The organism is Methylobacterium sp. NPDC097929, assembly GCF_049543375.1.
GTDB lineage: Bacteria > Pseudomonadota > Alphaproteobacteria > Rhizobiales > Beijerinckiaceae > Methylobacterium.
Genome location: NZ_JBMVEP010000001.1, coordinates 930672 through 943219 on the forward strand (window position 1 = coordinate 930672; position 12548 = coordinate 943219).

Genomic DNA, 12548 nt, shown 5'->3' on the forward strand with positions numbered 1-12548 from the left:
AGGCCGCGCACCGATCCGCCAAGACGTTCATACATGACGAAATACGCCCAATCATACCCGAGCGGGGCTGTTACGCGGCGCCTTTGCGCTATTGTATTGCGTCGATCAGGGCTCGCCCCGACACAGAACCATCAACGGGTCCCGCCACATGAAACGAATTCGCAAGGCCGTCCTTCCCGTCGCCGGCCTCGGCACCCGCTTCCTGCCGGCGACGAAGGCCGTGCCCAAGGAGATGCTCACCGTCGTCGATCGTCCCGTCGTGCAGCACGTCGTCGACGAGGCCCGGGAGGCGGGCATCGAGCACTTCATCTTCGTGACGGGTCGCGGCAAGGCGGTGATCGAGGATCATTTCGACATCGCCTTCGAACTCGACCACATGCTGCAGGAGCGCGGCAAGCAGGCGGCCTACGAGGAGTTGAAGAGGGATCTGCCCAAGGCCGGCCAGACCAGCTTCACCCGGCAGCAGGCGCCGCTCGGCCTCGGCCACGCCGTCTGGTGCGCCCGCGAGATCGTCGGCGACGAGCCCTTCGCCGTGCTGCTGCCCGACATGCTGAGCCGCGGCTGCATGGCCCAGATGCTGGAGGCCTACGAGCGGCACGGCGGCAACGTCATCGCCGTGGAGGAGGTCAAGCCCGAGGAAACCCACCAGTACGGCATCGTCGCGGTCGGCGAGACCTTCGGCCAGACCTTCGAGATCACCGGCATGGTGGAAAAGCCCAAGCAGGGGACCGCGCCGTCGAACTTCATCATTTCCGGCCGCTACATCCTCCAGCCCGAGATTTTCTCGATCCTGGAGCGGGGCGAGAAGGGGGCCGGCGGCGAGATCCAGCTCACCGACGCGATGATCCGGCTCGCCGAGGAGCAGAAGTTCTACGGCATGCACTTCGATGGGCGGACCTACGACACCGGCTCCAAGATCGGCTTCCTGACCGCCAACATCGCTTACGGGCTGCAGCGCCCGGACCTGGCCGATTCCCTGAAGGCGGAGATCCGCGCCCTTCTCGGAGAGGGCTGATTCGGTTCCATGCATCGGCGCAGCGTAGCCATGCGCTGCCCGCAGGCGGGAAAGCGGCTTGTGCCCTTGCGGATTGTGCGCCGCGATGCGATTTGTGCATTGCGAGATCGCGATGGCGTCGCGGTCCAGCAGCCCTTCTTGGGCGTTTCCTCCCTAGACTTCGGGCCGTCCTTCGGGGCGGCCTTTTTTCTTGGCCGAACCACGCCCGCGGCTCCGGGCGGGCCCGGCCGCTATTCCGCGGCGATGCGGTGCGGCACGGCCTCCCCGGTCTCGGCGGCGATCTCGGCGAACACCGCGGCCAGGTTGTCGGCCAGAGTCGGAAAGCCCGCGGTCAGGGCCAGCGACTGCTCGTTCATGTAGAGCGCCCGGTTGATCTCGATCTGCAGCGCGTGCCGTCCGAGCCCCGGCTCGCCGTAATGCTCGGTGATGAAGCCGCCGGCATAGGGCTTGTTGCGCACGACCTTGTAGCCCAGCGCCCGCAGGCGGGCCTCGACCCCCTCCACGAGGGCCGGCAGGCAGGCGGTGCCGAAGCGGTCGCCGAGAACGAAATCGGCCTGCGCGCTCTCCTCCCGTCCGAGGCTCGACGAGGGCATCGAGTGGCAGTCGATCAGGAAGGCCCGGCCGAAGGTCCGCGCCGTGCGCTGGATCAGGCCGCGCAGGGTGCGGTGATAGGGCTTGTAGAGCGTCTCGATGCGCCGGACCGCCGCCTCGACCGGCAGGCGCTCCCGGTAGATCTCCTGTCCGTCGGCGACGATGCGCGGCACCGTGCCGAGACCTCCGGCGACCCGCATGGAACGGGTGTTGGCGTAGGAGGGCAGCCGCCCCTGGAACATGCGCGGGTCGAGTTCGTAGGGCTCGCGGTTCACGTCGAGATAGGCGCGGGGGAAGTTCGCCCGCATCAAGGGCGCGCCGAGGCCGACCACGGCGGCGAACAGCCGGTCGACATGGGCATCCTCCGAGCGGCGCAGGGTCAGGGCGTCGAGCCGGGAGGCGGCGAGGAAAGCCTCGGGGTAGTGCGCGCCGGAATGGGGCGTGTTGAACACGAAGGGAACGCTGTGCTGCGCCGGCTCGTCCACGACGAAGGGCGGATCGAAGGCCTCGGAATCGTCGGGAGGAAGAAAGCTCATCGAGAGGCGGAAGCCGAAGCGTGGCGCGGGGGAGACATCACCCCACTTTGCGGCGGCCCGACCGCCCTGTCCACCATGCGCCGCACAGCAGAGGCCGCGACCGCTGCGCCCGCGGGTGCGGCGCGGCACCGGGCGGGTTTAACGCTCTGTTTACCAAGCGACCGCTTTATGAAATGAACACCTCAAAGGCGCATGGGCACCGGGACGCCGTTCGATGAAGATCCTGCTCGCGGAAGACGACAACGACATGCGTCGGTTCCTGGCCAAGGCGTTGCAGAACGCCGGCTACGACGTGCTGTCGTTCGACAACGGTCTCTCCGCCTACAACCGTCTGCGCGAGGAGCCGTTCGAGCTTCTCCTGACCGACATCGTCATGCCGGAGATGGACGGTATCGAGCTGGCGCGCCGCGCCACGGAACTCGATCCCGACATCAAGGTGATGTTCATCACGGGCTTCGCCGCGGTGGCGCTCAACCCGGATTCGAAGGCCCCGAAGGATGCGAAGGTGCTCTCCAAGCCCTTCCATCTGCGCGATCTGGTCAACGAGGTCGAGAAGCTGCTGGCCGCCTGACGGCGGCCGGACGCCGGGCGCGCTCACGGAACGGCCGACCTGTGTCCTCGCCGCAGTAGGAAGATTTGCGCGACGCGCTTATATCCGTCGCTTCTCTCCCGAACGGGCGCGCGACGGACCCATGCAGCCGGTCACGATCTACACCACGGCCTGGTGCCCCTACTGCTCGGCGGCCAAGAGCCTGCTGCGCGACAAGGGCGTGTCCTTCAACGAGATCGACGTCGAGAAGACGGCGGGCGCGCGCGCGACCATGGTCCAGCGGGCGGGGGGACGCACCTCGGTCCCGCAGATCTTCGTCGGCGACAAGCATGTGGGCGGATGCGACGACCTCTACGCCCTGGAGCGTGCCGGCGGTCTCGACCCGCTGCTCGCCGCATGACGGCGGCCCTCGACGCCAAGCCCTTCGAGGGTAAGCCCTTCGACGATAAGCCTTTCCTGGCCGCCTGCGTGCAGATGCGCGGCGGGCGCGACCCCGCCGCCAACCGCGAGGCGGCCGTCAAGGCGGTGCGCGAGGCCGCGGCCGCGGGTGCGGCCTACGTCCAGACGCCGGAGACGACCTCGCTGATCGAGCGCGACCGCGCCGCCCTGTTCGAGAAGGTCGGCCCGCAGGCGAGCAACGCGACGCTCGCTGCGCTTCGCGAGGTCGCGCGGGCGGAAAAGATCGTCCTGCAGATCGGCTCGCTCGCCATCCGCGAGGGCGAGAAGATCGCCAACCGTGCCTTCCTGATCGACGCCGGGGGCGAGATCCAAGTTTCGTACGACAAGCTGCACCTCTACGACGTCGACCTGCCCAACGGCGAGAGCTGGCGGGAATCGGCGACCTATTCGGGCGGCGATTGCGCCGTGGTCGCGCAGACGCCGCTCGCCGATTTCGGGCTGACGATCTGCTACGACATCCGCTTCCCCGCCCTCTACCGGGCGCTGGCCGAGGCCGGGGCCACGGTGATGACGGCGCCCGCCTGCTTCACCCGGCAGACCGGCGAGGCGCATTGGCACATCCTGCAGCGGGCGCGGGCCATCGAGACCGGCTCGTTCATGATCTCGGCCGCGCAAGGGGGCCGGCACGAGGACGGGCGCGAGACCTTCGGACACTCGCTCATCGTCGATCCCTGGGGCCGCATCCTGGCCGAAGCCGCGGGCGATGCGCCGGGCGTGATCCTCGCCGAGATCGATCTCGCGCGGGTCGCGGAGGCGCGGGCGCGCATCCCCACCCTGTCCCACGCGCGCAGCTTCGGCGTGCGCCGCGCCTGAGCGCTCCCCATCTCACGCTCATGATCCGCTTCACCCTCGCCTGCGCGTCGGGCCACAGCTTCGAGAGCTGGTTTCCCTCCGGCGCGGCCTACGACGAGCAGGCCGCCCGCGGCCTCGTGTCCTGCCCGATCTGCGACTCGCGCCGGATCGCCAAGGCGCCGATGGCTCCGGCCGTGGCGCGCAGCGACCGCGCCCGCGCCGGGAGCGCGCCGCCGGCGCCCGCCCCGGAGGCGCCGACCGAGACCGTGCCGATGATCGCCGAGCCGGAGCGGCGCCTGCGCGCCCTGCTGCGGGCCGTGCGCGAGCAGGTCGTCGCGACCTCGGAGCATGTCGGGGAGCGCTTCGCCGACGAGGCGCGGGCGATCCATTACGGCGAGGCCGAGGGCCGGCCGATCTACGGCGAGGCGAGCCCGCAGGAGGCGCGGGCGCTCGTCGAGGAGGGCATCGCGGTCATGCCCCTGCCGCCGGCCCCCGACGACCGGCATTGAGGGCCCTTGTTCCGCCTTCCGCTCGGCGCGCTTGCCGGCAAAGTCAGACCGCGACGCGCGCGGCGTTGAAGCGGAACGCGATCACGCTTCCCGACGGCTGTCGCTCCCGCAGCTGGCGCGTGCCGTCGACCTGACGGGTCAGCGCGTCGACCAGCGTCGTCGCGAAGCCGTCCGCCTCCAGCGCGGTGCCGCTGCCATCCTCCTCGACCTCGACCAGCACCGCCTCTCCCTCCCGGGCGACGCGCAGCGTCAGGTGAAGGGCCCGGGCCGGGTCGGCGTGCTTGAGGATCGCGCTGAGAACCTCGTTGAGGATCAGCGCCAAGGGGGCCGCTGCGTCCGGCCGGATGCGCAGCGGGGCAAGATCGAGGGCGAGGGTGACGTCGACGCGGCCCGAGGCCGCGACCAGCGTCTCGGCGATCTCGCCCAGGAGGTCGGCGAGGTCGTGGCCGGCGCCCTCCTGCGGGTCGACGGGCTCGCGGTAGAGGGCACCGAGGGCCTCGATCCGGCCGATGGCCTCGCCGAGCGCCGCGCGCACCGCCGGATCGCCGCTGTTGCTGCTCTGGAGCGCCAGCATCGCCGCGATCATCTGGAGGTCGTTGCGGGCGCGGTGCCCGACCTCGCGCAGGAGCAGGTCGTTGGTCTCGAGGGCGGCCCGCGTCCGGTCGCGCTCCTGCGCCAAGGCGTAGCGCTCGCTGACATCGAGCTGCGAGGCGAAGAAGAACAGCAGCGTGCCGTCGTTGTCGTGGACGGGGCTGATGAACACGGCGTTGTGGAAGGTCGAGCCGTCCTTGCGGTAGTTGAGCAGTTCCGACGTCACGTCGCGCTCCGCGGCGATCGCCTCGCGGATCCGCGCCACCTCGTCGAGGTCGGTCTCGGGCCCCTGGAGGAAGCGGCAGTTGCGTCCCGTCACCTCCAGCCGTTCGTAGCCCGTCAGCCGCAGGAAGGCGTCGTTGGCGAAGACGATCGGGTTGTCGAGCCGGCGCGGATCGGTGACGATCATCGCCATGCGGGTGGCTCGCACGGCCGCTGCGAACGGATCGCCCTTGCCGGATCGGGTCCGGGCCCAGACCCGTTCCGTCAGCTGCCAGTCGTCGGGCTCCATCGGCTTCCGATCGCTCCTTGGTGGTGCGTCGCCGCGAACGCCGCCGAGCCCTGCGGCCCCCGTCGCCAAAGCTGGCGGGAATGACCATATCAAGCCGTGCCGGGGCGGCATACCCGCCGCACCCTCCCGCCCGACGGACATCCGAGGACAACGGTGATGCTTCTGTTCCGCAAGCGGCCCGAAATGCCGACCCCGTCCGAGGCGCTGCCCGGCCGGCCCCACCCCCTGCCGACGGCCGAGCGCCATTTCGTCAACGGCCAGCCTCTCAAGGGACCCTACCCGGAGGGCATCGAGACGATCGTGCTCGGCTTCGGCTGCTTCTGGGGCGCCGAGCGCAAGTTCTGGCAGTTGCCGCACGGCGTCCACGTCACGGCCGTGGGCTATGCCGGCGGCTTCACGCCGAACCCGACCTACGAGGAGGTCTGCAGCGGCCTGACCGGGCACAACGAGGTCGTGCTCGTGGCCTTCGACCCGGCCGTGCTGCCGCTGGAATCCGTGCTCAAGACCTTCTTCGAGAGCCACGACCCGACGCAAGGCTACCGCCAGGGCAACGATGTCGGCACGCAGTACCGCTCCGGCATCTATACCGGCAGCGAGGCCCAGGCCGAGACGGCGCGGGCGGTGCGCGACGCCTATGCGGGGGCGCTTCAGGCGCGCGGCTACGGGCCGGTGACGACGGAGATCGTGCCGCTCGAGACGTTCTACTTCGCCGAGGATTACCACCAGCAATACCTCGCCAAGAATCCCGGCGGCTATTGCGGGCTCGGTGGCACCGGCGTGACCTGCCCGGTCGGGGTCGGCGTCGCAGCGGAGTGATCTCGCCTTCGTTTGACTGCCTCGGCCTTCGCCCCGCTCCGTCATCGCGAGGCGGAGCCGAAGCGACCCGTCCGGACAGTGCGGAGCCCTGGATTGCTTTCGCTTCGCCTCGCAAGGACGACGGAAGAGACCGAAGCGATCAAATCAAAACCGCATGAGTCTCCGCGCCGGCGCCCTGCGGCGGGCGCAAGCTTGAGCGTCTTGCGGCCCCGCCGGCCCCGTGCCACATCCCGGCCGCCCTCGGATGGCCGGGAACTCGAGAGACAATGCTGGAACGTGGTTTCGAACGCTTTCTCTTCGCCTGTCGGTGGCTGCTCGCCCCGTTCTACGCGGCGCTGACGCTCGCGCTCGTCGTTCTGCTGGTTCGGCTCCTGATCGAACTGGGCCACGTCGTCACCCACACGCTGGAATCGACCGAGTCGCAGACCATCCTCGGCGTGCTGGCTCTGGTCGACCTGACCTTCACCGCCTCGCTGCTGATCATCGTGATCTTCTCGGGCTACGAGAACTTCGTCTCGAAATTCGATCATACCGATCACAAGGATTGGCCTACTTGGATGGGCACGATCGACTTCAGCGGCCTGAAGCTGAAGCTGATCTCCTCCATCGTGGCGATCTCGGCGATCCAGCTGCTGAAGTCGTTCCTCGACGTGAAGAACTACAGCGACCGCGACCTGAGCTGGCTGGTGGGCATCCACATGGTCTTCGTGGTGTCCGGCCTGCTGATGGCCCTGACCGACCGGCTCTCGGCCGGACACCACGAGAAATAGGCGGTTCTACCGCGCGTGCAGCACCGCCCGGCAGGCATCCGGCAGGCCGGCGAGCGTCATCGGCGGGCGGGGCCTGGGCGGCGTCTTGGGCTTGGGCGGGTTCAGCACCGCCGCGCTGAACCAGTAGTCGAGCTCCGAGCCGCAGCCGTCGCCGGGGGGAGGGGGCGCCTGGTCGTCGCAGGAGGCCTCGCCGCCGGGGCAGGCGAGGCGGATATGGTAGTGGTAGTTGTGCCCGTACATCGGGCGCACCTTGTTGAGCCAGCTCCGATCGCCGCCCGCCTCGCGGCACAGCGCCTTCTTGATCGCCGCGTTCACGAAGATGCGCGCCACCTCCGGCTGCTTGGCCGTCAGGCGGATCAGCGCCGTGTGCTGGCGGGTCCAGACCTCGGGATCGATGTCGAGCCGGTCGGAGCGCACCACGTTGGTGGCCGAGGTCTCCTCGCGCTCGGCCCGGCTCATGCGGTGATCCGGCATCGGCGTGAGCCAGACATCGGCGTCGAGGCCGAGCTGGTGCGAGGCGTGGCCCGTCAGCATCGGCCCGCCCCGGGGCTGCGACATGTCCCCGACGAGCAGCCCCGGCCAGCCGGCCTGCGGCGCCCGGGCGGCCAGCCGTTCCATGAAGTCCACGAGATGGGGCGTGCCCCACATCCGGTTGCGCGAGGGCCGCATGACCTGCCAGGTCGCACCGTCCATGGCCAGCGCCTCGCCGCCGGAGAAGCAGCCCTTGGCGTAGGAGCCGAAGGAGCGCGCCGAACCGCCGGTCGGTCCGGTGACGCGGCCGAACAGGGCCTTGGCCGGCGTCGAGGGATCGTCGGGGTTGGCGAGCGGCGGCAGCGGCTTCGGGTTGACGCTGCCCCGGTCCTGCGCCGCGGCCGGGCTCGTCAGCGCGGGGAGGGCGAGCGCCAGGGCGGTCAGTGAGGAGCGGAGAGTCAGGCGGGTCAGCGGCATGCGCGTCGGCTCGTCCGGAAGTGAGGTCTGGGAGGTGCGGCCGGAACGTGCCCGGTCGCGTGGGCGTTTTTTATGGCAAGCTGTAACAACGTTGCAGGGGGAAACGCCATGAATCCCGTCTCACCCGAATATCCCGCTTCGTCCGACGATGTCGCGGACCATCCGCGCAGCCTGATCGCAAGCGACCGCGTGATCGGCACCGAGGTGCGCCGGCCGGACGGGGCCAAGGTCGGGCGCATCGAGCGTCTGATGCTCGACAAGCGCTCGGGCCGGGTCGCCTACGCGGTGATGAGCTTCGGCGGCTTCCTCGGCATGGGCGAGGAATACTACACGCTGCCCTGGGCCGTGCTGCGCTACGACACCGAACGCGACGCCTACGTGGTCGACATCACCGAGGAGCAACTGCGCGACGCCCCCGCCCGCTCGCCGGAGGGCGGCGACCCGGAGGACGAGCGCGCCTGGGAGGAGCACGTCCACCGCTACTACAACGCGGCGCCCTACTGGGGAATCTGAGGACGCCCGGAGCGTCGTCCTCTCCGAAAGCCGGCGACCATCGGTCGGGACTACGCTCTACGGCCGCGTCAGGAACCCGATCGGCTCGCGGGGCGGCTGGCCGAGCCAGACCAGCACCGCACCCAGCGCGAGCCCGAACAGGGCCGCCGGGACGAGGCCCAGCGGCGCGAGCAGCAGGTTGTCGGCCCAGGGCGCGACGCCCTCGATGCTGCGGCCGATGGCCGTGATCCGCTCCTGGGGCAGGGAGCGGATCAGGTCGGCCAGACTGGTGACGCGCAGGCCGTTGTTGGCGATGGAGCGGGCGCCGTCGTAGCAGAGCTGCACGAAGCCCGCCGCCATCACGATCAGCCCGAGCGCCCGGCTGAGGAACGGCAATCCGAGAAAGCGGGAGACGGTTCGCAGCATGTTCGCCCTCGCGCGGGGTAACGGACCCGATGACGATCCCCCTGCCACCGCGACGCTTCCGGCCTGACTAGGCCGAGGCCGGAGGTCAAGGCAAGTCGGCGGCTCCGAGCCTCCGGCGCGGGCTCACCCTGCGCGGATCGGCCCGGGCGAGCAGCACGGCCCCGAACAGCGCCGAGAGCAGCGAACCGCCCAGTACGCCGAGTTTGGTCTCGGTCTCGTGCAGCCCGTCGGTGAAGGCGAGTGCGCCGATGAACAGGCTCATGGTGAAGCCGATCCCGCACAGGAGCGCCACGCCGTAGACCTGAAGCCAGGTCGCGCCCGCCGGGCGGGAGACGAGGCCGAGGGCGGCGGCGAGCCGCACGCTGGCGAAGATGCCGACCTGCTTGCCGAGGAACAGGCCGAGGGCGACGCCGAGCGTCACGGGCTCGATCAAAGCCCGCGCCGGCAGGCCGAGCAGCGTCACCCCGGCATTGGCGAAGCCGAAGACCGGCACGATCAGAAACGAGACCCAGGGGGTCAGCGCGTGCTCCAGCCGGTGCAGGGGCGAGGTTTCGTCCTCCGGCCGGCCCGGGCTCGGGCGGATCGGCACGAACAGGGCGAGCAACACGCCCGCCACCGTGGCGTGGACGCCGGAGCGCAGCACGAAGACCCAGAGCACGAAGCCCGCGAGCAGGTAGGGCAGGAGCGCGCGCACCCCGAGGCGGTTGAGCGCGAACAGCACGGCCAGCATCCCGGCGGAGGCCGCCAGCATCGTCGCATCGAGCTGCCCCGTGTAGAACAGCGCGATGATGAGGACGGCGCCCAGATCGTCGACGATGGCCACCGCCGAGAGGAAGATCTTGAGCGAGATGGGCACGCGCGAGCCCAGCAGCGCCAGGACGCCCAGGGCGAAGGCGATGTCGGTGGCCGCAGGGATCGCCCAGCCCCGGGCGGTGGACTGCCCGGCATTGAAGGCGAGGTAGACCAGGGCCGGCACGGCCATGCCCGCCGCGGCGGCCAGCCCCGGCAGCACCCGGTCGGGCCAGGTGCGCAGGCGCCCGTCCAGGGCCTCGCGCTTGATCTCCAGGCCGACGAGCAGGAAGAACACGACCATCAGGCCGTCGTTGATCCAGTGCATCAGGCTCAAGGGCCCGAGATGGACGTGAAGGACCGCGTGGTAGGCCTGTGCCAGGGGCGAGTTGGCGACCGCGAGCGCGAGGCCCGCGGCGACCATGAGCACGATGCCGCCGGCCGCCTCGTTGGTGAGGAAGCGGCGCGCCGCCGAGTACTGGCGGCGCAGGGGACGCGGCAGAGCGCGGATGGAACGGGGCGGTGCCTTCATGCCGTCGGGTTGCCCTCTCCGGGCCGGACCTTCAACCCGGGCGCCTATGAATCATCAGGACGATTTCGCCAGAGCCGCGCGGATCAGCCGCTTGCCGTCCTCGCTCGACCACTCGGCCGGCCCCTTCATCACGCCGAGCGTGCAGCCCCGGGCATCGACCAGCATGGTGGTCGGCAGGCCGGTCGAGCCGACGGCGGACTGGATCGCGGGCAGCACCTTGCCCTCGGGATCGCCGTAATAGGCCAGGCGCGTGATGCCGTTGGCGTTGAACCAGGCGGGCGGCTTGTCGAGGTTGCGCGTCTCGACATTGATCGCCACCACCTGGAAGTCCTCGCCGCCGAGATCCGCCTCCAGGCGGTCGAGGGCCGGCATCTCGGCCTTGCAGGGCGCGCACCACGTCGCCCAGAGATTCACGAGCAGAAGCTTTCCGCGCAGGGCCGCGAGATCGGTGGGCGCGCCGTCCGGCCCCCGGAAGGCGACGGCCGGGGCGGGCCGGGGCGGGGCGGCGGCCTCGAAGGCCGCGACCTCGCCGCGGGCGAGCGGGGCCAGCCGCGCCGCCACCGGAGCGGCTTCGGCGCAGGGGCCGGAGGCGGCGAGGTTGCCGAGGTTCGAGCCCGTCCCGTATAGGGCGAGGCCGCCGACGAGGATGGCGGCGAGCGCGCCGCAGGCGGCCAGGGTTTTCGGGGTCGCCCTCACGGCCGGGCCTCGTTTCGCGTGCGCGGGAAAGTGAGATCAGCCATGAGCAACCGGATGTGGGGCGGGCGCTTCGCGAGCGGCCCCGCCGAGATCATGGAGGAGATCAACGCCTCCATCGGGTTCGACAGGCGGCTGGCGTCCCAGGACATCCGCGGCTCGCTGGCACATGTCGCGATGCTGGGCGCCCAGGGCATCCTGCCCGCCGACGATGTGGCCGCGATTTCGGCCGGGCTCAAGTCCGTCGAGGCGGAGATCGAGCGCGGCGAATTCGTCTTCCGGCGCGATCTGGAGGACATCCACATGGCGGTGGAGAGCCGCCTGACCGAGATCGTCGGCCCCGCCGCCGGGCGCCTGCACACCGCGCGCTCGCGCAACGATCAGGTCGCCACCGACATGCGGCTCTGGGTGCGCGACACCCTCGACGCCCTCGACGCGCAGGTCGCCGACCTGCAGCGGGCTTTTGCCCAGACGGCGGAGCGGCACGCCGGGACGGTGATGCCGGGCTTCACCCACCTGCAATCGGCCCAGCCCGTCACCTTCGGCCATCACTGCCTCGCCTATGTCGAGATGCTGGCGCGCGACCGCGGCCGCTTCCGCGACGCGCGGGCTCGCCTCAACGAAAGCCCGCTCGGCGCCGCCGCGCTCGCCGGCACCTCCTTCCCCATCGACCGCCACGCCACCGCCGCCGCGCTCGGCTTCGACCGGCCGACGGGCAACTCGCTCGATTCGGTCGCCGACCGCGACTTCGCCCTCGAATCGCTCGCGGCGGCCTCGATCTGCGCGGTCCACCTCTCGCGTTTCGCCGAGGAGCTGGTGGTCTGGACCTCGGCGCAGTTCGGCTTCGTGCGGCTGTCGGACCGGTTCACCACCGGCTCCTCGATCATGCCGCAGAAGCGCAACCCCGACGCCGCCGAACTCGTGCGCGCCAAGGCCGGCCGCATCGTCGGCGCGCTCACGGGCCTGCTCATCGTCATGAAGGGCCTGCCGCTCGCCTACTCAAAAGACATGCAGGAGGACAAGGAGGGCACCTTCGACGCCCTGCAATCGCTCTCCCTGTGCCTTGCCGCCATGGCCGGCATGGTGCGCGACCTGGAGCCCGTGGCCGAGACCCTGAAGCGCGCGGCGGGCTCCGGCTACGCCACCGCGACCGATCTCGCCGATTGGCTGGTGCGGGAGCTGAACATGCCGTTCCGGCAGGCCCACCACGTGACGGGCCGGGTCGTGGCCCTGGCCTCCGAGCGCGGGATCGGCCTGGACGATCTGTCCCTGGCCGAGATGCAGGCGGTCGAGCCCGGAATCACGGAGGCCGTCTTCGCGGTGCTCGGCGTCGAGAACTCGGTGGCGAGCCGCACGAGCTACGGCGGCACGGCGCCGGACAACGTGCGCCGGCAGGCGCAAGCCTGGCTGGAAGAGCTCGGATCTGTGGAGAAGTAGGTCCAGCTTGGCGGGAACAGGCACGGAATATGCCGCGTTCAGCTTTCAGCTAGGCATGCGTGGCTAGGGCATCGGCCCGAAAGGTGGTTGG

At 70.3% G+C, this 12548-nt stretch carries 15 protein-coding genes; 9 read left to right on the forward strand and 6 right to left on the reverse strand.

Annotation, left to right across the window (positions count from 1 at the left end; translation table 11 throughout):
* Positions 1–148 precede the first annotated feature (148 nt).
* Entirely contained in the window at positions 149–1015 is an 867-nt protein-coding gene (galU, locus tag ACPCJR_RS04475; RefSeq protein ID WP_391510494.1) for a UTP--glucose-1-phosphate uridylyltransferase GalU, read from the forward strand.
* Positions 1016–1245: 230 nt separating this feature from the next.
* Here galU and ACPCJR_RS04480 read toward each other — a convergent pair whose 3' ends face one another.
* Positions 1246–2142 carry an N-formylglutamate amidohydrolase gene (locus tag ACPCJR_RS04480; RefSeq protein ID WP_391510493.1) on the reverse strand — a complete coding sequence of 299 codons (897 nt, stop codon included), beginning with the start codon at positions 2140–2142 and terminating at the stop codon, positions 1246–1248.
* Positions 2143–2356: 214 nt separating this feature from the next.
* Between ACPCJR_RS04480 and cpdR the strand changes: the two genes are divergently transcribed.
* From cpdR to ACPCJR_RS04500, 4 genes are all read left to right on the forward strand, one after another.
* Positions 2357–2713, forward strand: coding sequence for a cell cycle two-component system response regulator CpdR (gene cpdR / locus ACPCJR_RS04485; RefSeq protein WP_003603128.1), 357 nt, complete (start codon positions 2357–2359; stop codon positions 2711–2713).
* A gap of 121 nt (positions 2714–2834) precedes the next feature.
* A complete protein-coding gene (grxC, locus tag ACPCJR_RS04490; protein ID WP_110349580.1) occupies positions 2835–3092 on the forward strand; it encodes a glutaredoxin 3 in 258 nt (85 codons plus the stop codon).
* On the forward strand, positions 3089–3964 hold the full coding sequence (locus ACPCJR_RS04495; RefSeq protein WP_391510492.1) for a carbon-nitrogen hydrolase family protein: 876 nt from the start codon (positions 3089–3091) through the stop codon (positions 3962–3964). Before grxC ends, ACPCJR_RS04495 begins: the two co-directional genes overlap by 4 nt.
* Before the next feature lie 20 nt (positions 3965–3984).
* The gene (locus tag ACPCJR_RS04500; protein ID WP_391510491.1) at positions 3985–4452 is read left to right on the forward strand and encodes a DUF1178 family protein; all 468 of its coding nucleotides are present in this window, start codon (positions 3985–3987) and stop codon (positions 4450–4452) included.
* A gap of 43 nt (positions 4453–4495) precedes the next feature.
* On the opposite strand, the gene ACPCJR_RS04505 is transcribed toward ACPCJR_RS04500, so the two are convergent.
* Positions 4496–5554, reverse strand: a complete 1059-nt coding sequence (locus ACPCJR_RS04505) for a PAS domain-containing protein (protein ID WP_391510490.1) — start codon at positions 5552–5554, stop codon at positions 4496–4498.
* A gap of 156 nt (positions 5555–5710) precedes the next feature.
* On the opposite strand from ACPCJR_RS04505, the gene msrA reads away from it, so the two are divergent.
* Positions 5711–6370, forward strand: a complete 660-nt coding sequence (gene msrA / locus ACPCJR_RS04510; protein WP_391510489.1) for a peptide-methionine (S)-S-oxide reductase MsrA — start codon at positions 5711–5713, stop codon at positions 6368–6370.
* A 266-nt stretch (positions 6371–6636) separates the two neighbouring features.
* Positions 6637–7140, forward strand: a complete 504-nt coding sequence (locus tag ACPCJR_RS04515; protein WP_110353844.1) for a TIGR00645 family protein — start codon at positions 6637–6639, stop codon at positions 7138–7140.
* A gap of 6 nt (positions 7141–7146) precedes the next feature.
* Here ACPCJR_RS04515 and mepA read toward each other — a convergent pair whose 3' ends face one another.
* Positions 7147–8088, reverse strand: a complete 942-nt coding sequence (mepA, locus tag ACPCJR_RS04520; RefSeq protein WP_110353843.1) for a penicillin-insensitive murein endopeptidase — start codon at positions 8086–8088, stop codon at positions 7147–7149.
* Between the two features lie 108 nt (positions 8089–8196).
* Between mepA and ACPCJR_RS04525 the strand changes: the two genes are divergently transcribed.
* On the forward strand, positions 8197–8601 hold the full coding sequence (locus ACPCJR_RS04525) for a PRC-barrel domain-containing protein (protein WP_391510488.1): 405 nt from the start codon (positions 8197–8199) through the stop codon (positions 8599–8601).
* A 57-nt stretch (positions 8602–8658) separates the two neighbouring features.
* Here the strand turns inward: ACPCJR_RS04525 and ACPCJR_RS04530 are convergent, their stop codons facing one another.
* The 3 genes from ACPCJR_RS04530 to tlpA all read right to left on the reverse strand — a co-directional run bounded on the left by ACPCJR_RS04530 (position 8659) and on the right by tlpA (position 11023).
* Positions 8659–9006 (reverse strand): PetM family of cytochrome b6f complex subunit 7, encoded by a 348-nt coding sequence (locus ACPCJR_RS04530; protein ID WP_391510487.1) that lies wholly within the window; start codon positions 9004–9006, stop codon positions 8659–8661.
* Between the two features lie 85 nt (positions 9007–9091).
* Positions 9092–10327: a Na+/H+ antiporter NhaA gene (gene nhaA / locus ACPCJR_RS04535; protein WP_391510486.1), complete on the reverse strand. Its 1236-nt coding sequence runs from the start codon at positions 10325–10327 to the stop codon at positions 9092–9094.
* 54 nt (positions 10328–10381) lie between these two features.
* Positions 10382–11023 carry a thiol:disulfide interchange protein TlpA gene (gene tlpA / locus ACPCJR_RS04540; RefSeq protein ID WP_391510485.1) on the reverse strand — a complete coding sequence of 214 codons (642 nt, stop codon included), beginning with the start codon at positions 11021–11023 and terminating at the stop codon, positions 10382–10384.
* Between the two features lie 42 nt (positions 11024–11065).
* On the opposite strand from tlpA, the gene argH reads away from it, so the two are divergent.
* Positions 11066–12457 (forward strand): argininosuccinate lyase, encoded by a 1392-nt coding sequence (argH, locus tag ACPCJR_RS04545; protein ID WP_391510484.1) that lies wholly within the window; start codon positions 11066–11068, stop codon positions 12455–12457.
* The last annotated feature ends 91 nt before the right edge of the window (positions 12458–12548 follow it).

Coding starts and splice junctions, on each gene's coding strand:
- galU (WP_391510494.1), top strand. CDS start 149: ATGAAACGAATTCGCAAGGCCGTCCTTCCCGTCGCCGGCCTCGGCACC.
- ACPCJR_RS04480 (WP_391510493.1), bottom strand. CDS start 2,142: ATGAGCTTTCTTCCTCCCGACGATTCCGAGGCCTTCGATCCGCCCTTC.
- cpdR (WP_003603128.1), top strand. CDS start 2,357: ATGAAGATCCTGCTCGCGGAAGACGACAACGACATGCGTCGGTTCCTG.
- grxC (WP_110349580.1), top strand. CDS start 2,835: ATGCAGCCGGTCACGATCTACACCACGGCCTGGTGCCCCTACTGCTCG.
- ACPCJR_RS04495 (WP_391510492.1), top strand. CDS start 3,089: ATGACGGCGGCCCTCGACGCCAAGCCCTTCGAGGGTAAGCCCTTCGAC.
- ACPCJR_RS04500 (WP_391510491.1), top strand. CDS start 3,985: ATGATCCGCTTCACCCTCGCCTGCGCGTCGGGCCACAGCTTCGAGAGC.
- ACPCJR_RS04505 (WP_391510490.1), bottom strand. CDS start 5,554: ATGGAGCCCGACGACTGGCAGCTGACGGAACGGGTCTGGGCCCGGACC.
- msrA (WP_391510489.1), top strand. CDS start 5,711: ATGCTTCTGTTCCGCAAGCGGCCCGAAATGCCGACCCCGTCCGAGGCG.
- ACPCJR_RS04515 (WP_110353844.1), top strand. CDS start 6,637: ATGCTGGAACGTGGTTTCGAACGCTTTCTCTTCGCCTGTCGGTGGCTG.
- mepA (WP_110353843.1), bottom strand. CDS start 8,088: ATGCCGCTGACCCGCCTGACTCTCCGCTCCTCACTGACCGCCCTGGCG.
- ACPCJR_RS04525 (WP_391510488.1), top strand. CDS start 8,197: ATGAATCCCGTCTCACCCGAATATCCCGCTTCGTCCGACGATGTCGCG.
- ACPCJR_RS04530 (WP_391510487.1), bottom strand. CDS start 9,006: ATGCTGCGAACCGTCTCCCGCTTTCTCGGATTGCCGTTCCTCAGCCGG.
- nhaA (WP_391510486.1), bottom strand. CDS start 10,327: ATGAAGGCACCGCCCCGTTCCATCCGCGCTCTGCCGCGTCCCCTGCGC.
- argH (WP_391510484.1), top strand. CDS start 11,066: ATGAGCAACCGGATGTGGGGCGGGCGCTTCGCGAGCGGCCCCGCCGAG.